Below are 22,053 nucleotides of genomic sequence, written 5' to 3' on the forward strand. Positions count from 1 at the left end.
GGGATCGGCGCGGCAGTGGATCGCCGCGTTGGTGGGGTCGGTCGGGCCGGATGGACGGGCCGAGGCTGGGCACCAGCGGGGCATGGCTGTCCTTCGAAAGCTCGCCCGTCCCCTGCTGGCCGCCCAGTTCGTCTCCGGCGGACTGCGCACCCTGCGCCATCCCGAGGCCGCCGCGGAACTCGCCCAACCCGTCGTCCGGGCGGTCGGGAAACGCGTCCCGGCGCTGTCCGGAGACCCGCTGAGGCTGGTACGCGTCAACAGTGCGATCCAGGCCGGAGCCGGCCTGCTGTTCGCCACGGGACGCGCCCCACGCCTGGCCGCGCTGACGCTCGCCGCCACTTTGGTACCGACCACCCTCACCGCGAACGCCTTCTGGACGGTGGAGGACCCCCAGGAGCGGGCACGGCAGCGCTCCCGCTTCCTCACCGACCTGTCCGCTTTGGGCGGGCTGCTCATCGCCGTCGCCGACACCCACGGAAAGCCCTCGCTCGCCTACCGGTCCCGGCACGTCCTCGACCACCGGCACCCGGTGCGGGCCGTTCACCGCCCCGTCGAGGCGGCCGCGGCGAGCACCGCCGCCCGGGTCAAGGCGGTGGCGCGCGGTTCGCGCTGAGCGCCGCGGCGGACGACCTGCCGGCTCCGGCGCGGGGACGGGACACCTCCCCCCGTCGGGGCCGGCCCGGACCTCCCGGTCAGCCGACTTGGCGGCGGACCAGTTCGTGGAAGGGGCCGTCCGTGTCGGCGAGCAGTTCCGCGGGCGTGCCTTCTTGGGCGATTCGGCCTCGCGACATCACGACGACCCGATCGGCGTCCATGATCGTGGACAGTCGGTGGGCGATCACGACGCGGGTGCACCGCTCGGCGCGGGTCGACTCGATGACCACCCTCTGGGCCGCGTTGTCGAGCGCGCTGGTGGCTTCGTCCAGGAAGAGGATGCGCGGCTTGCGGATCAGGGCCTGGGCGATCATCAGCCGTTGGCGCTGGCCACCGGAGACCGTCCCGCCACCGTCCGACAGCACGGTGTGCATTCCCATGGGCATCGCCTTGATGTCCTCGGCCAGGCCCGCGCGCGAGGCCGCCTCCCACGCCTCCTCCAATGAACACGACTCGGCGCCGCCGATGCACTCCAGGATCGAGCCGGACAGCGGCTGCGCGTTCTGCAGCACGACGCCGCACTGGCGGCGCACCGCCGCCCGGTCGAGTGCCGCCAGGTCCTGGCCGTCGTAGAGAACGCTGCCCGAGGTGGGTGCGTCGAAGCCGATGAGAAGGCGCAGCAGGGTCGATTTGCCACAGCCGCTGGCCCCGACGATCGCGACGAACTCCCCGGGGCGCACCCGCAGCGACACGTCGTCGAGGACGACCGGGCCGTCCTCGGCGTAACGGTAGGAAAGGTTGCGCACCTCGACGGCGCCGCCGAGCGGGCCCGGCCGGATGCCGGAGCCGCTCACCTCGGGGCTCGTCTCGAGGATCGGTTTGACCTCCTCGAACATCGGCTGCACGGCGGCGGCCGACAGGAGCGCGCCGGTCAGTTGCGTCACGGCGGACAGCATCATCGTCACGGCGGTGCTGAAGGTGAGGAACCCGCTCGCGGACATGCTTCCCCGGGCCGGGCCGGCCAGCAGCATGAACATCACGAGCGAGCACACCGGCAGGCACACCGCGTTGAGTACGGTGACGGCGTTCTTGATCCGGCCGATGCGCTGCTGCAACTCCCGGGTCCGGGCGAACTCGCGCGCCCAGGCGGCGTAGGCGAAACTCTCGGCGGCGGCCACGCGCAGCTTGGGCAGACCGCGAAGGGTCTGGAACGCCTGGTTGCTCAGCTTGTTTCCGAGTTTCACCAGCCGCCGCTGGTAGCGCAGTTGCCACAGGCCCAGCCCCAGGAAGACCGCGGCGATGACGAGCAGCATGGCGACGGCCGCCAACGCCAGCGGCACGCTGTAGACGAGCAGCAGGACGAGGTTCATCGCGGCGACCGCGACCGCTTGTACCGACACCGCGCCGATCCCGGAGATCGCACGGCGGATGGAGCTGATCCCCATGGCGGCGCCGGCCAGTTCGCCGGTGGAACGGCCCGCGAAGAAGGTCACCGGCAGCCGTAGCAGCCGATCCCACACGGCCGGCTGCAAGGTGGCTTCGATGCGGCCCTCGATACGCAGGACACTGATGTTTTGCAGCAGCATGAAAGCCGCCGACACGACGCTCGTCGCGATGAGCGCCAGGGCGCTCTGCACGATGAGGCCGCCCTCGGCTTGGGGGACGTACGTGCCCAGTACCCGACCGGTGGCCAGGGGGACCAGCGCCCCCAGCCCCACAGCGACGAGGCCGCCCAGGACGAGGGCGCGCAGGTCGTTGCCCGTGCCGCGGAGGCTGAAGCGGACCAGCGCGAGCAGGCTCTGCTTGCCCTCGGGCAGCGGGCGGCACAGCATCACCGCGCCCGGTTCCAAGGCGGCGGCGAGTTCCTTGCCGACCCGTTCGCGCAGGCCGGTGGCGGGGTCGACGGCCGTGTACCCGCCGCGTCGCCACAGCAGCGCGACCGGTGCCTGGTCGTCCGTGCGGCGGCCCACCAGGGGCCCGCTGTTCTCCCGCCACCAGTGGCCGGCGAGTTTGACGGGTCGGGTGCGTATCCGGGAGGCGAGCGCGATGCGTTCGAGGGGGTCGGCGCCCTCGGACGCGCCCTCGGACGCGCCCGAGGAGGCGGGGGCGGTCGCGCCCGGTTCGGACAGGGTGACACCGGCGTCTCGGGCGACCAGGCGGCACACCGCGAGAGTCGCGTCGTCGCTGGCGGGGCGGCGCCGACGCGGGCCCCTGCCCGCGCGGCCGATGGAGGCCAACAGGGCCCGGTCCGCCTGGGTGCGGGCCGCCTCGCCCGCCTCGATACCGGCGGCCGTGCGGTCCTCGTGGGCCCGCTCCAACTGCTCGATCCACCGGTCCAGGGCGTGCAACAGCCGGTACTGCTGGTCGACCATGCCCTGCCACATCGCCCCGTCGACGAGGAGCGTGCCGGCCATGCCGTGGCCTTCGTAGGCCGCCCCGTACTGCACGCTGCCCGGGGTGATCTGCATCCACAGGACGTCGTCGTCACGGCCGGGGCCGGTGCCGGGTCGGCTCTCCAGCGGTGCCTGGTAGAGCGCGCGCAGTCCGCGGCCGACCCCGAGCGCGAACGCCTCTTCGAGGGGGCTCAGCGCCCCACCGGCGAAGCCGGGGGCGCCCTGGTCGACGTACCATCCCCAGGAACCGTCCTGGGGACTTCCCGCGCCCGCGTGCTCGGGGCGCAAGAGTTCGCGCAGCTCGATGCGGCGCAGCCGGCAGCCCTGGAGGGGCCGGCCGACCAGTGTGTGCGCGCAGCCGTCGGCGGGGCCCAGGAGCAGGGAGCCCTCCTCCAACCTGCCCAGGAAGTGCCAGTGCCCCTCCAGCGCGGCGTCGACGGCGAACAGGTCGAGCGCCCCGTCCTCGACGAGCCACAGCACGAGCGGGCCCTCCAGGGACAGGCTGCGCAGACCCGAGCAGTCGACCGGGGAGCCGACGGCGCCGAGGGCGGTCACTACGGGATCGGGTGCGGCCTGCGTCCGCGTCTGCCACGTGGCGGTCATCTCAGTGCTCCTTGACCAGTGCGGCGTAGGCACCCTGCCGGGCGAGCAGGTCTTCGTGCCGTCCGCGTTCCACGACGGTTCCGCGGTCGAGTACGACGATCTCGTCGCTGTCGCGGACCGTGCTCAACCGGTGCGCGATGACCACGCAGGCGCAGCCCCGGCGGCGCAGGCTGTCCATGACCGTCCGCTCGGTCGTCGCGTCCAGGGCGCTGGTCACTTCGTCGAGGACCAGGACGCTGGGGCGGCGCACCAGGGCGCGGGCGATCTCCAGGCGCTGGCGTTGGCCGCCGGAGAAGTTTCGGCCGTCCTGCTCGACCCGGCTGTGGATGCCGCCGGGGCGGCACGCGACGTCGTCGTACACGGCGGCGTCCCGGAGGGCCGCGATCACGGCCTCGTCCGAGAGGGAGGGGTCCCACAGGGCGACGTTGTCGCGGACGGTGCCCTCGAAGAGGAAGACGTCCTGGTCGACGAAGGACACGGAGGCGGCGAGTGCTCCGCGCGGGATGTCCTCCAGCCGCATCCCGTCGATACGGATGGCGCCTTCCCAGGGGGTGTGGAGGCCGGACATCAGCCGCGAGACGGTGGATTTGCCGCTGCCGGAGCCGCCGACGAGCGCGACCTGCCGCCCGGGTCCGACCGTGAGGGAGAAGTCCTTCAGCAGCGGGGCGTCCAGCGGGTTGTAGCCGAAGGTGACGTGCTCCAGCTCCACGTGGCCCTTGAGCCGTCGGGTGGCGGCGGGGGGCTCGCGCCGTGAGTACAGCGGGTCGACGGGGAAGTTCTCGACGTCCTTGAGGCGGGCGACGTCGGCCGCGAAGTCCTGTATTCGTCCGGCGACCCCGCCCAGGCGGCTGATCGGTGCGGTGAAGCTGGTCACCAGCGCCTGGAAGGCGACGAGCAGGCCGACCGAGAGGTGGCCTTCCACCGCCCGCAGGCCGCCGATCATCAGGATCAGGGCGCTGTTGAGCGCCGCCAGCGTGGGCGCGACGATCGCCAGCCACGCGCTGGGCACTCCGAGCCGCTGCTGCACGTCGAGCGTGACGGCGTGCCGGCCCGCCCAGCGGCGGAAGAAGCCGTTCTCGCCACCGGTGGCCTTCATCGTCTCGATGAGCTGGAGACCGCTGTAGGAGGTGTTGGTGAGCCGGGCGCTCTCCGCGCGCAGCTTCTGGGTGCCGGTGGCCCGAAGTCGCATCGTGATCCGCAGGGCCACCACGTTGAGCAGCGCCATCAGGATGCCGACGAGGGTGAGCCCGGGATCGTAGGTCCACAGCAGCACGGCGTAGAGGACGACCACCACGGCGTCGACCCCCGCGGCGGTCAGGTCCCGTGCGAGGGTCTCGGCGACGGCGTCGTTGGACTGGAGGCGCTGGACGAGGTCGGCCGGGCTGCGCTGGGAGAAGAACGTGACCGGCAACCTCAGCAGGTGCCGCAGGAAGCGGGCGCTGCCGAGGGTCGAGGAGATGATGCGCCCGCGCAGCAGATTGGCCTGCTGGAGCCAGGTCAGCACCGCCGTGAGGACGAGGGTCACCGCCATCGACGCGAACAGCGCGCCGAGCAGGGAGGTCTGGTCCCCGATCAGGAACATGTCGATGTACGTGCGGCTCAGTGCGGGAACCGTCGCGCCGACGGCCACCAGCAGGAGGCTTGCGACCACGGCGGCGAGCATGGAGGCGGAGGTGCCGCGCAACCTGGCGGGCAGGGCGCCGAGGACGCCGGGCTTGCGGCCGGAGCGGCGGAATCCCGGGCCGGGTTCGAAGGTGAGGACGACGCCGGTGAAGCTGGTGTCGAACTCGTCCATCGGCACGAACCGGCGGCCCTTGGCCGGGTCGTTGACGTGGACGCCCCTGCGGCCGAAGCGGCGGCCCATGCCGTCGTAGACGACGTAGTGGTTGAACTCCCAGAAGAGGATGGCCGCGGGCCGCACGCCGGCGAGCGCGGCGAGGTCCATCTGCATGCCCTTGGCCTGGAGACCGTAACCGCGGGCGGCGCGCAGGAGGTTGGCGGCGCGGGAGCCGTCGCGGGAGACTCCGCAGGCGATGCGCAGTTCCTCCAGGGGGACGAAGCGGCCGTGGTGGCCGAGCACCATGGCCAGTGCCGCGGCTCCGCACTCCACCGCCTCCATCTGGAGCACGGTGGGGGTGCGAACGACCCGGGGGGTGCGTCCCTTGGGGGCGGGGGCGGGCTTGCGCCGGGAGGAGCGGTGCCCGGGGGTGGGGGTGGTCGCCTGGGCGGCGGGGGCCGTCACGGGAGCAGCCAATCGACGGGGCGCTGCACGGAGAGGTGGACGGCGCCGGTGACCGGTGTGGTGGAGTCGAGGGTGTACGGGGGGCCGTCGGTGGAGGACCACCGGTAGCCGGACTTGGTCCGTGTGGTGCGGTCGAGCTGTACGAGGACCGAGACGGGGTTGCCCTGTCGGGTGAACTGCGCGGCGAGCCCGGTGTCGCCGAGGAACCCGCCGATCCGCGCCGGGGTCTGCGGCGTTCGGCCGACCTCCTTGACGCGGCCGCGCAGTACGCCGTACCGCTGCTGCGGCACCGACTGGACGGTGACGTCGACGGCGGCGCCGACGGGGATGGCCGCGCCGCTCGCGGCGGGTACGTACAGCACCGCGACCAACGGGTCGTCGGGGTTCTTCACACGTTCCACGGTCGCCACGTCCGCGCCGGTCGTGACCACGGCCCCGACGCGTGCGACGAGCGCGGTGACCCGCCCCCCGGCGACCGCGCGCACGGTGCGGTCGCCCTGCTCGGTATTGACCTGCAACAACGGGGCCCCGGGGGGCAGCAGTTGGCCCTCCTTGGCGTGGACGGCGGTGACTTGTCCGGCGAAGGGGCTCTGCAACAGGTAACTGCCGTCGGCGTGGGTGAGGATGCCGGGTGCGCTCAGCTTGGAGGACACCGATCCGGTGAAGGCCCAGAAGGCGGCGGCCGCCATGACGACTACCGTGACGGCCAGGACGAGCCGGCCCTGCGGGCGCGCGAACCGCACGGGGAGATCGAGCTCCTCGGGCGATTGCAGCTTGGAGAGCGCCTTTTGACGGAACTGCACGGACGGGGACTCTTCCTTCGACTGCCTTCGGTACACGGGGTGAACCCCGGAACGGTCGCGTTCCGGGGTTCACTGGTCGAGCAGGACTGCTCAGAGACCGGCGACACCCGCGCGGACGCCGACGATGCCCTCGACCTGGCCGGGCAGGGCCAGCGCGCCGTGGACGGTCTGCAGGGAGGTCACGGTGCCGAGGACGTGCTGGACGTCGCCGGTCACGCCGCCGAGGAGGCCGCCGCCGAGGGCGATACCGCCGGAGATGGCGTCCAGCTCGTCGTCGGCGATCTCGCGGGTCTCGATGTCGTTACGCATGGGAGCGCACCCTTCATTCGTAAGAAAGTGTTTTTGATGGGGGGTGTGGCAGGCCGCGACAGGGCGGTCCGACCACCTGCGCGAGGGCCTCGGCCGGCATGGGACGCCGTTTCCGAAACCGCTGCGGTGCGCCGATGTAAGCACGCCAACGGGTGACCGGGCGAACCGTGTTGACGCCCCTGGGCGGGTAGGGCAACCGGTGAGTAGGGAAGGTTTTTCGAATTGCCCCGAAGATCGCCACACACTCCTCACAAGATCGAGTAACACATCTGCGCCACGCGTTGACTTGGACGGAAAAAAGCGACATCACGGGATCAATCGGCTTGCCTATATCCGATATGTCGCCCGGCTACACAAAGGGAGTCATCCACTCCACTCTCACCGTGTGAAGATTTTCGACAGCGACCACCAGTGTCCGGTCAATCACTCCACGCGACGACCGACCGGGCGCGCACCCCGTCCCGAACCCTCGCCCGGCCGCCGGGCCGGCAGGCCCGGACGCCGGCGGTGCCGATACGGCGTGCCCTCCCACCTGCCCGCGGTTACCCTGCTTCGTCGGAACAGGCCACGGAGGACCCCCACCATGAACAGCACAACGTCGTCGTTTCCCGAGCGGATCGAGCTTTCGGGAGAAGGCCTGATCCTGCGCGACTGGACGGAGGCGGACCTGGCCGCGATGCCGGAGCTCTTCGACCACCCCGACATCGCGTACTGGACACCGATCGTCTCCCCCTTCGACGACGCGGCCGCCCGCGCGCGCCTGGACCGCGACCGGAAGCTGCGGGCGGAAGGCACGACCATCCTTCTCGCCATCACCGTCGACGGCGGGGCCCCGCTCGGCGAGGTGATGCTGCGGCGGGCCCCCGAGGGAACCGAGATCGGCTACGCGGTCGGCCCGGCGCACCGCGGCCAAGGGCTGGCGGCGCGGGCCGTGCGGGTCATGGCCGCCTACGCCTTCGAGCAACTGGGCGCGGAGCAGGTGATCCTGGAGCTGGAGGCGGAGAACGCCGCCAGCGTCGCCGTGGCCACCAAGGCCGGCTTTCGACCGCTCGACGTACCGCTGATCACGGGCGAGGAGAAGGGGCGGCCCTACAGCCTTCAGACATGGGGCCTCACCGCTCCTGAGGCCTCCTGAGACCTCCTGAGACCTCCTGCGATCGGCGCCGTACCGCCCGCGACCTCCACCGCCCGTCCGTCCCGCTCCCGCCCCGTTGTCCTACCCGTTCCGTACGCTGGCAGCATGCGCACGCGCCCCACTCTGAGCTGGACGCCCACCGAGGATCTGCCGCCCGGCACCACTGAGCCGCAGCCGATCGCCGATGCGCTGCGGACCGGCGGTGTGCTGGTGCTCAGCGGGGCGGGCATCTCCACGGAGTCGGGCATCCCCGACTACCGGGGTGAGGGCGGGAGCCTGAGTCGGCATACGCCGATGACGTACCAGGAATTCACCGCCGGCGCTGATGCCCGGCGCCGGTACTGGGCACGCGGTCACCTCGGCTGGCGCACGTTCGGCCGCGCCCGGCCGAACGCCGGACACCGGGCCGTGGCGGCGTTCGGACGGCACGGTCTGCTCTCCGGTGTGATCACCCAGAACGTCGACGGTCTGCACCAGGCCGCCGGGAGCGAGGGCGTGGTGGAACTCCACGGGAGCCTGGAGCGCGTCGTCTGTCTGTCCTGCGGCGCCTTCACCTCGCGCCGGGAGGTCGCCCGGCGGCTGGAGGAGGCCAATGCGGGCTTCGAGCCGGTGGCGGCAGGACTGAACCCGGACGGCGACGCCGACCTCACCGACGAACAGGTAGGGGACTTCTCCGTGGTGCCCTGCTCCGAGTGCGGGGGCATCCTCAAACCGGACGTGGTGTTCTTCGGCGAGTCCGTGCCGCCGCTGCGGGTCGAGCGCTGCCGCGACCTGGTCGACGCGGCCACGTCGCTGTTGGTCCTGGGCTCCTCGCTGACGGTGATGTCGGGGCTGCGGTTCGTCCGCCAGGCAGCCCGGGCCGGGAAACCCGTACTGATCGTCAACCGGGACCCGACCCGGGGCGACCGGCACGCCGTCACCCGGGTCGCGCTCCCCCTGGGGACAGCCCTCACCGCCGTGGCCGACCGACTGGGCGTCCCGGTGGACGACCGCGGGGCGGAGCCGACGCGCCGGCCTTGAGGAGGACCCCAAGGCCGGCTCGGCCTCGGCCCGGCGCGGGAATGCCGCGGCGCGCCGAGGGCTCGTTTGCGTCCCGGCCGCGTCAGGGCGCCATCTCGTACGCCCCGGCCAGCGCCTCCACGCGCGCCCAGACGCGCGCCGAGCGGTCGGCGTCGACGACCGGGCGCCGAACCGCCCCGAGTGCCCAACTCTGCTGGTCCGCCGTGGCGGAGTCCTTGCCGTACAGCTCCACCGCGTGCGCGGAGAAGTCGCGCACGAGGACGGCGAAGAGTTCGTCGAGCACGTCCTCGTCCAGACCGGACAGGCGTGCCTGCTCCAGGATCAGCTGACCGTGGACGACCAGGGCGAAGAGCTGTCCCACGGCCAGGAGGAGGTCGAGGTCACGGCTCTGCTCCTCGTCGGGGGCGGCGGTCCTCACGAACTCGCACAGGGCGTCGGCCTGCTCGCGGAAACGGCCGACATTGGGCAGGGCGGCGTACGCGTCGAAGGCCGGGCGCCAGTCGTGGAACCGTACGGAGCCCAGACCGCGCGCGGGCCCCTGACGGAACAGGAACGCGTCGTCCGCCGCGTCGAGGCGGGTCGGCACGGGCGCGTACTCGGCGGGCTCCAGCAGGTGGTTGCGCATGAACTTCAAGATCAGCGCGAGGTTCACGTGGACCGTGCCCTCCAGCTTCGGCAGGCTGCGGATCTCCACGGCCGCCTGGGCGAAGTAGGTGTCCTTCTCGAAGCCCTTGGCGGCGATGACGTCCCACATGAGGTCGATGACCTTCTCGCCCTCCGTGGTCACCTTCATCTTCGTCATCGGGTTGAACAGCAGATAGCGGCGGTCGTCGGGACCGGCGGAGCGGAAGTAGTCGACGGCGCGGTCGCTGAACAGCTTCATCCCCACGAGGCGCACGTAGGCGTCGGCCAGTTCGCGGCGCACGTGCGGGAAGGCGGTGACGGGGCGGCCGTAGAGGATCCGGTTGTTCGCGTGGGTGACGGCCTCGTACATCGCGTGCTCGCAGATGCCGATCGAGGCGGTGCAGAGGTTGAACTTGCCGACGTTGACGGTGTTGAGCGCGGCGTCGAAGGCGGCGCGGCCGGTGTGCAGGACGTCCTCGGCGCGGACCGGGTAGTCGTCGAGGCGGAACTCGCTGACGTACTTGGACGAGTCGACGACGTTCTTCACCAGGTGGTACGCCGGGTGGCGGCTGTCGGCGGCGAAGAAGACGTACCCATCGGGGCCCTCGACGTCGGTGCGCCGGCCGAAGACGGACACCAGGCCGGCGGCGTTGCCGTTGCCGATGTAGTACTTGGACCCGCGGGCTCGGAAGCCGCCGTCGCCGTCGGGCTCCAGCAGCATGTCGGTGGAGTAGATGTCGGCGCCGTGCGTCTTCTCGGACAGGCCGAACGCGAACACCTCACCTTCGTCGAGGAGCCGCGCCGCGCGCGAGCGGGCGGCGGCGTTGTCGCTCTGCCAGACCGGGCCGAGGCCGAGGATGGTGACCTGCCAGGCGTACCAGTAGTCGAGGCCGTAGAATCCGAAGATCTCGTTGAGGGCGGCGATCCGCGCGGTGTCCCAGCGCTTGTCCGGCTGGTCGTCGCCGGCCTCGGGCGCCGGGGTCAGGAAGCTCGCGAAGAGCCCCTCCTTCGCGGAGAACGCGAGGAAGTCCGCCAGCCAGGCGCGGGAGCGGTAGTCCTCGATCAGCTTGCGCTTGCCGCGGTCCTCGAACCAGTCGACGGTGGCGCGCAGCAGCCTGCGGGTCTCGGGGTCGAAGTGGGCGGGGTCGTAGGTGTGCGGGTTGAACAGCAACGTGTCGGTCATGAGGGTTCGCCTTTCGGGCCCGGGTGCGGACCGGGCCCCGTCGGGGGATCGGGGCGTCGAGGGACTGGAGGCCGGAATGCCGGGGGCAGGGACGGGGGCGGTGCGGACGGTGGCACGGTTACGGACGGTGGCACGGTTCGCGCGGCCGTTCGGCGTATCAGGCGATCCGGCGGAGCGTGGCGAGGACGTCCTCGAGCCAGGCGAGCATCATCCGCTCGTAGGCGATGCCGCCGCGCAACACGACGTGTTGCAGCTCCTGACCGGCGTCCGGTGTGATGGGCGCCGCCGGGCCGGTGAAGTCGCGCAGCTCCCCCGCGAGGTAGTGCGTGAGCCGGTCGGCGTGCGCCTGATGGTGCCGCTCGACCTCGCGGATCAGCGCGGCCGGGTCGTCGTCGAAGGCGGCGCCACGGATCTTGACGGCGATCTCGTGGCGGACGCTGTCGGGCTGGACGGGGTCGCGGAGCCAGGCCGAGAGCGCGGCGCGGCCGGCCCGGGTGACGGAGTGTTCGTTCTTGTCCGGCCTCGCCTGTTGGGGAACCGTGCGGACCTCGATCCAGCCGTCGCTCTCCATCCGCTTGAGCACGCGGTAGATCTGTTGGTGGGTCGCGGTCCAGAAGTAACCGATGGACCGGTCGAACCGCCGGGCCAGCTCGTAGCCGGAGCCCGGCTGCTCCAGCAGGGAGACGAGGATCGCGTGCTCAAGCGCCATACCCAGATCTTTATATGCAACTTGTTGCATAGACAAGCGTCACCGCCCCGATGAGACGCGCCTCACCCCGGGCGACGGCCGCCCGTCAGGCGCACGTGTCCCGCCGCTTTCAGAGCATGATGAGCAGATGCCGATCGCCTTCTCGACTCCCTTCTGGGTGTCGGCGTCCCAGAGAGCGATGTTTCCGGCCGGGAAGCCGTACTTCTGGGCGGTTCGACCCGGAAGTGCGGCCGTCTTCGCCGTGATCTTGTCGAGCCAGGGGCCGAGGACGGTCATGTCGCCGTCATGCCGCCGGTCGCCGCCGGAGGCGTTCTCCTCGCCGTCGGTCACCACGATCCGGAGGAAGCTGTGCTCGCCGTAGGTGGTGCCCGCTCGCGGCCTACCCGCTCAGCCCCACGACTCCCCAGCCCCGCCGGGCCGCTTCGGACAGGACCCGGTCCCAGTCGTCCAGCAGGTCGGCGAACTCGTCGAAGTCGCGGATCCACCCGTGCGGGGTGGCGGCGTACTCCTGGAAGGCTCGACGCAGCCCGCCCAGCCGGGGCCGTATCCGCCCCGACATCGCGGCCAGTTCCCTTGCGCTGTCCGGCGAACGCGCGAGCAACACTCCACGGGTGAGGGCGGGGTCGTCACAGAAGAAGCCCGGATCGACGTGCTCCGCCTCGCCGTCCATCCCTCCCCAGATCAACCCGAGCAGCAAGGCGTCCAACTCGACGCGCACCGAGGGATCGGCGTGGTCGCGTACGGACCCCCAGCGCTCCCCTGCCCAGAAGTGGGCCTTGAACGAACCGAGGGTGTTTCGGAACTCGTAGACGGAGAATGAACCGCGGTGGGGCCCTCGTGGCCAGTGCCAGTCGCCTTCGACCTCCGGCGCGCCGTCGTCCCACAGCCCGGTCTCGTCGGCGTACCAGGCGTGCCTCAACCTCGACAGCCTCTCCCCCTGCGGGACTTCACCCAGCCAGGACCAGTCCGCAACCAGCACAGTCATGTCCATCCCCATGCCGCGGAGCGTACCAATCCACCCGTATTGCGGGCCTGGTCAGGAGCGGTGTGCACGCCTGGTCACGTGGTGCGCCCCGGACGGCTTCCTCACGCTCGGGCTTGGGTGAGACCGCTCCAGCCGTGTTCCAACAGGTCGAAGGCGCGAGTGATGGCCTCGCGGGGGTCGGCCGGCAGGTCGTCGCGCGAGTGCACCGCGCGGGGGGCTTCGAGCGCGAAGTGGGCCAGGGCGGTGCAGGCGGGATCGTCCGCGGCAAGGCCGCTCTCCTCGGCGATGACCCGGGCGAGTGCGGCGGTGTGGCGCAGCCACATGTTCTGGGCGTAGTCGCGCAGGGCCGGGGTGGTGTTCACCAGGTTGGTGAAGCCGGTGAACCGGGCGTCGCCGCCGCTGTCGGCCAGCCGGGTGCGCAGAGCGTGTTGCCGCAGGGCCGCGGGGATGGACCGGCCTTTCGGCCGTTCCCGGACGGCGGCGAGGAGGCAGGACTCCTGGTCGGCGTCCTCGTCGAAGACGAGGGCTTCCTTGACAGGGAAGTGCTTGAAAAGCGTGGTGGTGGAGACGTCGGCCGCGTCGGCGATCTCGCGGATGCCGACGTTGTCGTAGCCGCGCTCCAAGAACAGGCGCAGGGCCGCGTCGGCGAGGGCCTGACGGGTGGCGGCCTTCTTCCGCTCGCGGCGGCCCACCGCAGGCGCCGAAGCGGTCGTGGTGTCGGTCGTGGTGTCGGGCATGACCACACCTTACCGCTTCGGTTGTCCAGATCTAAAAGTTGACTCGTTGCACTTATTGGCTTGTTGTGTTTTTGTGGAGAGGCGGTCCCGAGGCCGCCCATACACCGCCCCACGAACGGACGGAAGCCCCACCGTGAACACCACCCCGAAGACCACCCCCGCCCCCCGCATCGCCATCATCGGAGCCGGCCCCGGCGGCCTGACCTGCGCCCGCATCCTCCAACGGCACGGCATCGGCGTCACCGTCCACGACCGCGACGCCGGCCCAAACGCCCGCGACCAGGGGGGCACCCTCGATCTCCACGCCGACAACGGCCAGGTCGCCCTGCGCGAAGCCGGCCTGCTCGACGAGTTCTTCCGACTGGCCCGTCCCGAGGGCCAGGAGATGCGCCAGATGGACCCGACGGGCACCGTCCATTTCCACCACCTCCCCGACAAGGACGAGCTGTTCAAGCCCGAGATCGATCGCGGCCGGCTGCGCGACCTGCTGCTCGACTCCATCGACCCGGGTACCGTGCGCTGGGGCCACGCCTTGCAGAGGGTCAGCGCGCCGATCAGCGGCCCGATCGGCGATGCCAGGCGGCTGCACTTCACCGACGGCACCACCGTCGAGGCCGATCTCGTCATCGGCGCCGACGGCGCCTGGTCCAAGGTCCGGGCCGCCCTCTCCCCCACCACTCCCCGGTACAGCGGAGTGAGCTTCCTGGAAGCCTGGTTCCACGACGTCGACCACCGGCATCCCGACATCGCGGCGCTGGTCGGACAGGGCGGCGCGGCCGCCGCCGACGGCGACCGAGGCCTGTTCGCCCAGCGCAACGGCGGCGACCACATCCGGGTCTACATCGTGCAGCGCGTCCCGGCCGACTGGATCACCGCGAACGGCCTCACCCTCCATGACACCGACCGCATCCGCGCCCTCCTCTCGGACCGCTACCGAGACTGGTCACCCCTCTTGCGCCGGCTGATCACCGACAACGACGGGCTCTACGTCGACCGCCCGATATACGCCCTGCCCGTACCGCACACCTGGGACCACGACTCGACGGTGACCCTGCTCGGCGACGCCGCCCACCTCATGCCGCCGCTGGGCGTCGGCGTGAACCTGGCCATGCTGGACGCCGGCGACCTTGCCCTCGCCCTCGCCCGCCACGACACCGTCGACGACGCCGTACGCGCCTATGAGGAGACGATGCTGCCCCGCTCGGTGGCGATGGCACGGCTGCTAGACGGTGGAGCCGAGGAACTGTTGTCCACCGAGTTGCCCGACTTCGCCCGCGAAGCCGGCCATTGACGAACTCCCGCAACACGCTGAGCGATTGTATTTCCTAGAGGCCTTAGGTTATACCTAGAGTACTCAGGAACTGCCGATCAGCAGGAGGGGACATGGCACGGGCCGGACTGACGGCGGAGCGGGTGACCCTCACCGGCGCCGAGTTGGCGGACGAGGTGGGGTTCGAGCAGGTGACGATGTCCCAGGTGGCTCGGCGGCTGGGGGTGAAGGACGCGAGCCTCTATACCCACGTGCGCAATCTGGAGGATCTGCGCGGGCGGATCGCACTGCTCGCGGCGGACGAGAAGACCCTGCGCATCGCGGAGGCGACCGCCGGTCGGGCGGGCAAGGACGCCCTGACCGCGTTCGCCAACGCTTGGCGGGAGTACGCCCACCGGCATCCGGGCCGCTACGCCGCGACGCAGACCGCCATCCGGATCGATCCCGAGCTGGTCGCGGCGGCTCCAGGGCCACGGCGCGCGGTCGCACTGACCTACGGCATGCTGCGCGGCTATCGACTCCCCGAGCCCGATCTCACGGACGCCGTCCGGTTGCTGCGCAGCACGTTCCACGGGTTCGTCGCCTTGGAGGCGACGGGCGGGTTCGGGCACGAACGTTCGCCGCAGCAGTCCTGGGTCCGCGCCCTCGACGCCCTGCACACCCTGTTGGAGCACTGGCCCACGCCAGGAGAAGGAGACCCCGCATGACCGACCCGGCCACCGGAGGACTGCGCGCACCCGGCGCGACCCTGCACTACGAAGTGCGCGGCCAAGGCCCGCTCCTGCTGCTGATCCCCGGAGGTACGGGCGACGCCGCCTCACTGGCCGGTGTCGCCGAGGACTTGGCCGTCGATTACACCGTCGCGACCTACGACCCGCGTGGCATGTCCCGCAGTGCGTTGGACGCCCCTTGGGCCGAACAGCGGGTGGCCGAGCACGCCGATGACGCGTTCCGCCTGTTGGAACTCCTCTCCCCCGGTGAGCCCGCCCGGGTGTTCGGCTCCAGCTCGGGCGCCATCACCGCTCTGCATCTGCTCATCACACATCCCGAACGCGTGGTACGCGTCATCGCGCACGAGCCTCCGTTGGTGGAGGTCCTCCCGGACGCCGCCGAACACCGCGCGCTCATCGCACGCGTACAGGAGACGCTCCGCGCCCAAGGGCTCATGCCGGCGATGGCCCTGTTCGCCGCAGGTCTGAGCAAGGATGAGAGCGCGGTGGCAAGGGAACCCGAGGACGGGATCGAGCTTCCGCCCCGGGCGACGGAACGGGTCGAGCAGATGATGGCCAACCTGCCGTACTTCATGGGTCGAATCGTGCCCGGTTTCATGTCCTACAGCCCGGACATGCAGCGGATGAAGGCTCTGGCGGACCGAATCGTGCTCGCCGGCGGGGAGGACTCGCGCGGCGAGTTGCCCTACCGTCCGGCGGCCCTCATGGCCGAGCGTATCGGCACGGAACTCCTGCACTTCCCCGGCGGACACACCGGCCTGACCACCCACCCCGCCGAGTTCTGCGAGCTCCTTCGGAGGACCCTCCGCTCGTAGCCTCACGGCCGGCCGTCGCCGCGACAAACAGGGCGGTGGCCTGCCCCCCCGTTCGGGAAGGGGCGGGCCACCGCCCTGGATGTCACCACTGCGCGGACGCCGAGCGGCTACCAGCGGTACCAGCGGCCACTGCCTCCCTTGGGACGGGCGACGAAGCCGATGAGCCAGAGCACCAGAACGGCGATGGCGACCCACCAGAGGATCTTCACCGCGAAACCGGCACCGAAGAGGATCAGAGCGAGCAGAAGAACGAGAAGCAAGGGAACCATTGTTATCAACCTCCGAACCGCCTTCTGCCCGGCGGCCCCCCACCCATGCACGCGATCCTTATCGGTTTCTTATCCCGGCAGGCGGGCAGGAGAGCGCGCTTGACGCCCAGGCATGTCCGGAACATGTCTCGGGGCCCGGGAGGGCCTCGCGGAGTGAGGGGGCGTCAGGGGCCGTCGCCTGGGCACACGAGGTTCATGTCCGGAGAACACGCACGTCCCACGAGCGCACTGTTCCGTTCCGCCGCCGACCCCGACGCCGCCCCCCATGGGGCGCGCCACGGGCGGCGCGGAGGGTTCGGCAGGCGGCTGCGCGGCAGGATCCGCGCCTATCGCGACATCGCTCTCCTCTCCACCCACATCCCCGGCGACGGAGCCGCGGATGTGGCCGGGGAGGAGTGCCTGCTCCTGGTTCACGGCCGCAAGGTCGTCGGTCAGATCCATTACCGGATCTGCACCGCCTGCGCGGAAGGCGTCGTGACCGGCGTCGACCTGGACGGGCACCTCCATTCCACCGGGATAGGTACCCGCGCCCTGTCGCACCTGCGATCCCGGTACCCGGGCACCACGTGGCGCAGCACGCTCACCCTGCGCACCACACGAGACCTGTTGCGTCGCATGCGCATCCCCGCCGCTTCGGCCGACGTCGTGTGCGCGCACGCTCACGCCGTGCGGGACTCGTTGCAGACGACGGGCTGACCGGTCCCACCGCCAGGAAGGCGGGGCAGTGTCCATTCCGGGTCCCAGCGCCAAGCAGCCCAGGCTTCGGCCGCCGCGAAGACCCCGGTCCGGTCGCCGAGCATAGCGAGGACCTGGCCGCGGGCGAGTTCCACCTCCCGGTGCTCGGCGTCGGTGACGATGCCCAGCCGCCGCACGTGGGCGTACTCGTCCTCGTCCTTCCACTCGAACCGCTCCAGGTCGGGGTCGATGACCAGGTCGACAGTCAGGTCGAGGGTGTCGAAGCCGGTTTCGGCCGGCGGGCGGGATGCTCGAAATTGGCGTACCAATTGCGAAGTCCTGCCGCGGTGTAGAAGGCGTTGACGCTGAACCAGGCCGCCGGCGGCTTCCACTGCATCAGTTCGGTCCGCTCCCACCGCGCCGAGGCGAGTTCCCACTCCCCCGTCGCCATCGCGTCGAACGCCGCCTTGCGCGCCGAACGGTCGTTCTCTCCATGGGCCTTGGCGTACAGGGTGGGCCAGCACACGTCCGCGCCGGGCGCGCAGGCGGCCACCAGCGCTTCCGGGGTGTCGGCGACGACGCGCAGCGCCTGCTCGCTCCAGACCCGACCGCGGTACAGGTCTCGCCGCACCACCGTCTCCCCGGTACCGAACGACCGCTCCCGCGTCCTCGCCACCCCGCTTCCTTCGACCGCCGCCTGCGCCGTGGGCGCGCCGCCTACGCGTCCCACCGTACGGCCCTGCTCGCCGCGCACGCACCCGAACGGCCGGTCAGTGGGGTGGCTCGTCCGCGGGGGCGAGGGCCGAGGAGGGGGGAGGTGGCCTGCCGGTCGCATGAGGCGTACAGGTACACGATCGCCTCCGCCTCGGCACCGATGACCGCCGCCAGATCCCCGCGACGGTCCACAGGCGGCAGACCGGTGGGAAAGCCGTCCGTGCCGTAGAACGCGTGGCAGAGGCCCGCGAGTTGGAGGGCCGGGCGGGCATTCCAGGCGGGCGGGTCGCGCCCGCGCTGGAGGTGGGCGAGGAGGGGGCCCCGGGGTGGGCGATGCCTTCGGCGTCGAACTCGCGCAGAAGGGCCAGGGCCCGTTCGGCGGCAGGGGGCTGAGCGGGCACGGTGTGCACGGTGTCGGTGTCCTTTCGGCCGCGGTTGGTCGGCACCCGTAGGGCGCCTCGCCCGGTCCGGACGTGTGTGATGGCGCCGGGCGGTGCACCGCCCCGGGCCTCCCGGTGATCCTCTCGGCCGATGGACGCTCCGGTCAATGCGTGGGATTCCCTGCCCGGCCCGGGCCACGGCTCGGCCTCCTCCAGCCCGCGCCCACGGCCGGACCCGCGACCCGCGACGGGAGGGGCGGGGCGGGGCGGGGCGGGGCGGCGGGAGGGTGAGGGCGGGCGGAGTCAGGACGGTTCGGACGGCGTGGACGCCGCCCAGGCGAATCCGTCCGGGTCGGTGAAGGACCCGGCGGTGCTGCCGAGGACGATGCGGTGCGAGCCGGTGCCGTCGGCCGGGACGCCGAGGTCCTTGGCCAGGCCGGCGCGCTTGTACAGCGCGAGCTTGACGGGACCGTCGCCGCCGGCGAACTCGGTGTACTTGCCGCCGAAGCTCTTGGCCACGGTCAGGCCCCGGTCGATGTAGAACTGCTTGCTCGCCTTCATGTCCTCGACGCCGAGCAGGAGGACGACCTCGTCGATCTCTCGCGTGGCGGGGCCGGTGTCCTTCCTCGCCGAGGTCGCGACCTTCCAGATCGTCCCGTCCGGCGCTTGGACGACGCCGCCGTAGCCCCACAGCGACTTCGTGGCGGGCTTGAGAACCGTGGCGCCGGCGTCCGCGGCGGCGTCGAGGAAGCTGTCGACGGTGGCCCGACGGGACACCGTGAGCGCCAGGGTGAAGCCGCGAAATCCGGTGGAGGGCGCTTCGGAGGCCCGCAGGCGTACGTGAGCGTCCACCCCGAAGGCGGTGTGGAAGCGGTGGGCGGCCTCGAAATCGGCCACCTCGAGGGTGACCGACGAAAGGAAGGCTGTGGATGCGGGGGACACGGTAGACGCGGTGGATGCGGTGGATGCGGTGGATGCCATGACCATCACGCTAGGGGCCGCTCGACGCCCGGCGCTTCTCGAATCCTGACCGGTCTTGTCACCTGCTTCGCCACGCACGCGGGCATTCCCTCGACCATGACCGCGGGCCCCGCCTCGGCGCCGTCCGGACCTGCGGCGTCCGTGCCGTCGGCCGCCGCAGCGGCCATGCGGCGCCGGAAGACCCCTGGCGGCATCCCGACCAGCTCGGTGAAGCGGGTCGTGAACGTGCCCAGCGACGCGCAGCCGACGGCGAAGCAGACGTCGGTGACACTGAGGTCGCCACGCCGCAGCAGCGCGGTCGCGCGCTCGATGCGGCGCGTCATCAGGTACGCGTAAGGCGACTCGCCGTAGGCGGCCCGGAACTGCCGGCTGAGGTGCCCGGCGGACATGTTCGCACCGCGGGCCAGCGCCTCCACGTTCAGCGGCTGCGCGTACTCCCTGTCGATCCGGTCCCGGACACGGCGCAGCCGCGCGAGATCGGTCAGGCGCTGTGACTCGACGCGTGCGCGCCGCCATTCGGGCTTGCACATGCGATCCCTCCCCTTCCCTTCTTCTGCCATCGACGCCCGCGAGCGCCCGGGGTGGCTCGGGGCAGGCACTCCGGGAACTCGGGGACCGGGACCGGCCCCGCCGAGCCGGCCGCACCGGTGCCCGGGTGGAACTCAGAGAATTTCCTGGATGCGGACCAGATTGCCGGCCGGGTCGCGGAAGGCGCAGTCGCGGACACCGTACGGCTGCTCGGTCGGCTCCTGTACGACCTCGGTGTCGCCGGCCTGCACCTTCTCGAACGTCGCGTCGAGGTCGGCGGTGGCCAGCAGGATCCAGCCGTACGTGCCCTTGGCCATCATCTCGGTGATGGTGCGGCGCTCGTCCTCGGTGATTCCCGGGTCCGCGGCCGGCGGCGCGAGGAGGAGGGACGTGTCGGGCTGACCGGCCGGACCGACCGTGACCCAGCGCATCCTGCCCTGCCCGACGTCGCTGCGGACTTCGAAGCCGAGAACGTCGCGGTAGAAGGCGATCGCCGCGTCCGGGTCGTCGTGCGGCAGGGTGGTCGTGTAAATGGTGATGTCCATGACGAGAGGTTAAAACCGTTGCCCCGTGGGGCGCTTGTCGATTCCTGATCGAACCGTCCGCCGGCACCCACCCGCCCCACGCCCGCATGAGCTATCGCATATGCGGCGCATTTCCATTCATTATGGCGCATGTGCGGCGCTGCATCGCCGCTGCGGCACGCATGTAAGGAGTTGCCGGTGGCCGTCGTAGTCCTACGGCACACACCCGGGGCCGCGCCCCGCCCCGTCGTCGTCGCCACCCGAGCCGCGGGATTGGACCTCCGCGTCCACCGGGTTTGGACGGATGACCTGCCGAGCGGCCTCACCGGAATCGAGGCGCTGGTGGTGACGGGCGACCCGGACGACTCCTGTGCGGACGAAGACGCCACCGGCCGCCGCGCCGAGCTCGCACTGCTGCGGGCCGCGCTGGAAGCGGAGGTGCCCGTGCTCGGGGTCTGCCATGGCGCCCGGTGACTGGCCGTCGCGGCGGGGGGCGCTGCCCGCTGCCCGGCGAACCCCCGGCCTGGCTGGACGCGGTTGGAGGTCACTCCGGCAGCGGCCTCTGATCCACTGTTCGCCCATGTGCCCGGGCAGCCGTGCGTGCCGCGCCGGGGGCGACCGGCTGGAACTCCCGCAGGGCGCCGTCGTCCTGGCCTCCGACGACCGGCACGCCGTACAGGCGTTCCGTATCGGCGCCTGCGCCTGGGGGCTGCGGTTCCCCGTGGAAGTCGATCGCGCGGCAGCGGACGAGGAGTCCGCCACGAGACTCACCACACCGGAACCGTGGTGGGATCGCGTGCCGGCCCGGTTCATCGCGCTCGCGGCGGATCGCGCGGGGACCACGGCCATCCGTGCCTTCTTCACCCACCGGGCCGAGGCGTGGGAGGATCGCTTCTCCCACCAGACTCCGGCCTACGAGGCCGCCGTCGCCCGGATGGGGTTGGGGCACGGGCAGACCGCTTTGGATCTGGGCTGCGGCACCGGTCGAGCCATGCCCGCGCTGCGCGCGCAGGTCGGCGGCGCAGGTCGCGTCCTCGGTGTCGACGTCACCCACGCCATGCTCACCGCGGCCGCCCGCGTCGGCCGTGGGGAGTCGGGGCGGCTCCTCCTCGCGGACTGCACCCGACTCCCCCTCACCACGGCGTCGGTGCACGGCGTCTTCACCGCGGGCCTCCTCGACCACCTGCCCCACCCGCGCGCCGCGTTGAGCGAATGGGCACGGGTCGGCGCGGCCGACGCCACCCTCCTGCTCTTCCACCCGGCGGGCCGCGCCGAGCGGGCCGCCCGCCACGGCCGCCCCCTCAGCCCCGACGACCTGCTCGCCGAACCGAACCTCCGGCCGATGCTGGACGCGAAGGGTTGGCGGCTGACGGTCCCCCAGTTGGACCGGCCGGTGTGCGCCCTCACCGAGGAAGAGGCCGCAGGGGCCCGACTCACCCGCTTCGAGGGGATCAAGGTGGCCGTCGAAAGGCTGCTCGGGATGCAGAAACGCGGCTGGGAAAGGGGGGAACCGCAGGACGCCGGCGTGGAGAGATGGTTCTCGCGCCGACTGGGTCCCGAGTGCCATCTGGTGATCGCGCTGGATGAGGGCACCGCCGCGGGCATGGCCCAGGAGTTCCCCGAGCAAACACTGGAGACCGTCTGGCTGGACCGCCGGCCCTGCGACCACTGGCCTTCGCGTACCCATCCGCTGAAGTTCGGTGACCTGGACCCGCTCGTCGTCTGTGAGGTACTGGCCGACCTGACGGAGCTGACGTCCTGAACCGTCCGGTCATCGGTCGCGTGCGCGCGGTGCGGGCTCACCGGCTGAGCCGGTGATCCGTCGGACG

The 22,053-nt window shown here is 71.4% G+C and carries 24 protein-coding genes and 1 pseudogene; 9 read left to right on the top strand and 16 right to left on the bottom strand.

Annotated features, from left to right (window positions below; translation table 11 throughout):
* The first annotated feature begins 82 nt into the window (after nucleotides 1–82).
* Entirely contained in the window at nucleotides 83–613 is a 531-nt protein-coding gene (locus tag ACV7NM_RS02470; RefSeq protein ID WP_463408648.1) for a DoxX family membrane protein, read from the top strand.
* A gap of 79 nt (nucleotides 614–692) precedes the next feature.
* Here ACV7NM_RS02470 and ACV7NM_RS02475 read toward each other — a convergent pair whose 3' ends face one another.
* The 4 genes from ACV7NM_RS02475 to ACV7NM_RS02490 form a co-directional block, all read right to left on the bottom strand.
* Entirely contained in the window at nucleotides 693–3,590 is a 2,898-nt protein-coding gene (locus ACV7NM_RS02475) for an NHLP bacteriocin export ABC transporter permease/ATPase subunit (protein ID WP_463408649.1), read from the bottom strand.
* A gap of 1 nt (nucleotide 3,591) precedes the next feature.
* A complete protein-coding gene (locus tag ACV7NM_RS02480; protein ID WP_463408650.1) occupies nucleotides 3,592–5,832 on the bottom strand; it encodes an NHLP family bacteriocin export ABC transporter peptidase/permease/ATPase subunit in 2,241 nt (746 codons plus the stop codon).
* Entirely contained in the window at nucleotides 5,829–6,635 is an 807-nt protein-coding gene (locus ACV7NM_RS02485; protein ID WP_463408651.1) for an HlyD family efflux transporter periplasmic adaptor subunit, read from the bottom strand. Before ACV7NM_RS02485 ends, ACV7NM_RS02480 begins: the two co-directional genes overlap by 4 nt.
* 90 nt (nucleotides 6,636–6,725) lie before the next feature.
* A complete protein-coding gene (locus tag ACV7NM_RS02490) occupies nucleotides 6,726–6,944 on the bottom strand; it encodes a hypothetical protein (protein WP_136215408.1) in 219 nt (72 codons plus the stop codon).
* A gap of 583 nt (nucleotides 6,945–7,527) precedes the next feature.
* On the opposite strand from ACV7NM_RS02490, the gene ACV7NM_RS02495 reads away from it, so the two are divergent.
* Nucleotides 7,528–8,079: a GNAT family N-acetyltransferase gene (locus ACV7NM_RS02495; RefSeq protein WP_463408652.1), complete on the top strand. Its 552-nt coding sequence runs from the start codon at nucleotides 7,528–7,530 to the stop codon at nucleotides 8,077–8,079.
* Between the two features lie 105 nt (nucleotides 8,080–8,184).
* The gene (locus tag ACV7NM_RS02500) at nucleotides 8,185–9,099 is read left to right on the top strand and encodes an NAD-dependent protein deacetylase (protein ID WP_463408653.1); all 915 of its coding nucleotides are present in this window, start codon (nucleotides 8,185–8,187) and stop codon (nucleotides 9,097–9,099) included.
* 82 nt (nucleotides 9,100–9,181) lie between these two features.
* Here ACV7NM_RS02500 and ACV7NM_RS02505 read toward each other — a convergent pair whose 3' ends face one another.
* From ACV7NM_RS02505 to ACV7NM_RS02525, 5 genes and pseudogenes are all read right to left on the bottom strand, one after another.
* A complete protein-coding gene (locus ACV7NM_RS02505) occupies nucleotides 9,182–10,906 on the bottom strand; it encodes an acyl-CoA dehydrogenase family protein (RefSeq protein ID WP_463408654.1) in 1,725 nt (574 codons plus the stop codon).
* Between the two features lie 157 nt (nucleotides 10,907–11,063).
* The gene (locus tag ACV7NM_RS02510; RefSeq protein ID WP_463408655.1) at nucleotides 11,064–11,615 is read right to left on the bottom strand and encodes a PadR family transcriptional regulator; all 552 of its coding nucleotides are present in this window, start codon (nucleotides 11,613–11,615) and stop codon (nucleotides 11,064–11,066) included.
* A 105-nt stretch (nucleotides 11,616–11,720) separates the two neighbouring features.
* A pseudogene (locus tag ACV7NM_RS02515) lies at nucleotides 11,721–11,975 on the bottom strand (VWA domain-containing protein); the annotation flags it as partial.
* A 19-nt stretch (nucleotides 11,976–11,994) separates the two neighbouring features.
* A complete protein-coding gene (locus ACV7NM_RS02520) occupies nucleotides 11,995–12,600 on the bottom strand; it encodes a hypothetical protein (protein WP_463408656.1) in 606 nt (201 codons plus the stop codon).
* Nucleotides 12,601–12,701: 101 nt separating this feature from the next.
* On the bottom strand, nucleotides 12,702–13,337 hold the full coding sequence (locus ACV7NM_RS02525; protein WP_463408657.1) for a TetR/AcrR family transcriptional regulator: 636 nt from the start codon (nucleotides 13,335–13,337) through the stop codon (nucleotides 12,702–12,704).
* Between the two features lie 133 nt (nucleotides 13,338–13,470).
* On the opposite strand from ACV7NM_RS02525, the gene ACV7NM_RS02530 reads away from it, so the two are divergent.
* The 3 genes from ACV7NM_RS02530 to ACV7NM_RS02540 all read left to right on the top strand — a co-directional run bounded on the left by ACV7NM_RS02530 (nucleotide 13,471) and on the right by ACV7NM_RS02540 (nucleotide 16,153).
* Nucleotides 13,471–14,628 (top strand): FAD-dependent oxidoreductase, encoded by a 1,158-nt coding sequence (locus ACV7NM_RS02530; RefSeq protein WP_463408658.1) that lies wholly within the window; start codon nucleotides 13,471–13,473, stop codon nucleotides 14,626–14,628.
* A gap of 92 nt (nucleotides 14,629–14,720) precedes the next feature.
* Nucleotides 14,721–15,314, top strand: coding sequence for a TetR/AcrR family transcriptional regulator (locus ACV7NM_RS02535; protein WP_463408659.1), 594 nt, complete (start codon nucleotides 14,721–14,723; stop codon nucleotides 15,312–15,314).
* Nucleotides 15,311–16,153 (top strand): alpha/beta fold hydrolase, encoded by an 843-nt coding sequence (locus ACV7NM_RS02540; protein WP_463408660.1) that lies wholly within the window; start codon nucleotides 15,311–15,313, stop codon nucleotides 16,151–16,153. The genes ACV7NM_RS02535 and ACV7NM_RS02540 overlap by 4 nt, the downstream gene beginning before the upstream one ends.
* 107 nt (nucleotides 16,154–16,260) lie before the next feature.
* Here the strand turns inward: ACV7NM_RS02540 and ACV7NM_RS02545 are convergent, their stop codons facing one another.
* Nucleotides 16,261–16,422, bottom strand: coding sequence for a hypothetical protein (locus tag ACV7NM_RS02545; protein ID WP_037792689.1), 162 nt, complete (start codon nucleotides 16,420–16,422; stop codon nucleotides 16,261–16,263).
* A gap of 195 nt (nucleotides 16,423–16,617) precedes the next feature.
* Here ACV7NM_RS02545 and ACV7NM_RS02550 point away from each other — a divergent pair, with 195 nt between their 5' ends.
* Nucleotides 16,618–17,118 carry a hypothetical protein gene (locus ACV7NM_RS02550; protein WP_463408661.1) on the top strand — a complete coding sequence of 167 codons (501 nt, stop codon included), beginning with the start codon at nucleotides 16,618–16,620 and terminating at the stop codon, nucleotides 17,116–17,118.
* On the opposite strand, the gene ACV7NM_RS02555 is transcribed toward ACV7NM_RS02550, so the two are convergent.
* The 6 genes from ACV7NM_RS02555 to ACV7NM_RS02580 form a co-directional block, all read right to left on the bottom strand.
* Nucleotides 17,082–17,426, bottom strand: a complete 345-nt coding sequence (locus ACV7NM_RS02555; protein ID WP_463408662.1) for a hypothetical protein — start codon at nucleotides 17,424–17,426, stop codon at nucleotides 17,082–17,084. The two genes, ACV7NM_RS02550 and ACV7NM_RS02555, sit on opposite strands and share 37 nt — an antisense overlap.
* Nucleotides 17,363–17,773, bottom strand: a complete 411-nt coding sequence (locus tag ACV7NM_RS02560; RefSeq protein WP_463408663.1) for a hypothetical protein — start codon at nucleotides 17,771–17,773, stop codon at nucleotides 17,363–17,365. Before ACV7NM_RS02560 ends, ACV7NM_RS02555 begins: the two co-directional genes overlap by 64 nt.
* Before the next feature lie 41 nt (nucleotides 17,774–17,814).
* Entirely contained in the window at nucleotides 17,815–18,390 is a 576-nt protein-coding gene (locus ACV7NM_RS02565) for a DUF6817 domain-containing protein (protein WP_463408664.1), read from the bottom strand.
* Between the two features lie 104 nt (nucleotides 18,391–18,494).
* Complete coding sequence (locus ACV7NM_RS02570) at nucleotides 18,495–19,178, bottom strand: glyoxalase (protein ID WP_463408665.1); 684 nt, start codon at nucleotides 19,176–19,178, stop codon at nucleotides 18,495–18,497.
* A complete protein-coding gene (locus tag ACV7NM_RS02575; protein WP_463408666.1) occupies nucleotides 19,178–19,702 on the bottom strand; it encodes a helix-turn-helix transcriptional regulator in 525 nt (174 codons plus the stop codon). The genes ACV7NM_RS02570 and ACV7NM_RS02575 overlap by 1 nt, the downstream gene beginning before the upstream one ends.
* Nucleotides 19,703–19,834: 132 nt before the next feature.
* The gene (locus ACV7NM_RS02580; RefSeq protein WP_463408667.1) at nucleotides 19,835–20,245 is read right to left on the bottom strand and encodes a VOC family protein; all 411 of its coding nucleotides are present in this window, start codon (nucleotides 20,243–20,245) and stop codon (nucleotides 19,835–19,837) included.
* 177 nt (nucleotides 20,246–20,422) lie between these two features.
* Between ACV7NM_RS02580 and ACV7NM_RS02585 the strand changes: the two genes are divergently transcribed.
* Together ACV7NM_RS02585 and ACV7NM_RS02590 are read left to right on the top strand one after the other, a co-directional pair.
* Nucleotides 20,423–20,698: a gamma-glutamyl-gamma-aminobutyrate hydrolase family protein gene (locus ACV7NM_RS02585; protein WP_463408668.1), complete on the top strand. Its 276-nt coding sequence runs from the start codon at nucleotides 20,423–20,425 to the stop codon at nucleotides 20,696–20,698.
* Nucleotides 20,699–20,804: 106 nt separating this feature from the next.
* Nucleotides 20,805–21,986 carry a methyltransferase domain-containing protein gene (locus ACV7NM_RS02590; RefSeq protein WP_463408669.1) on the top strand — a complete coding sequence of 394 codons (1,182 nt, stop codon included), beginning with the start codon at nucleotides 20,805–20,807 and terminating at the stop codon, nucleotides 21,984–21,986.
* Nucleotides 21,987–22,053 lie beyond the last annotated feature (67 nt).

Source organism: Streptomyces sp. Tek67B01, assembly GCF_055231995.1.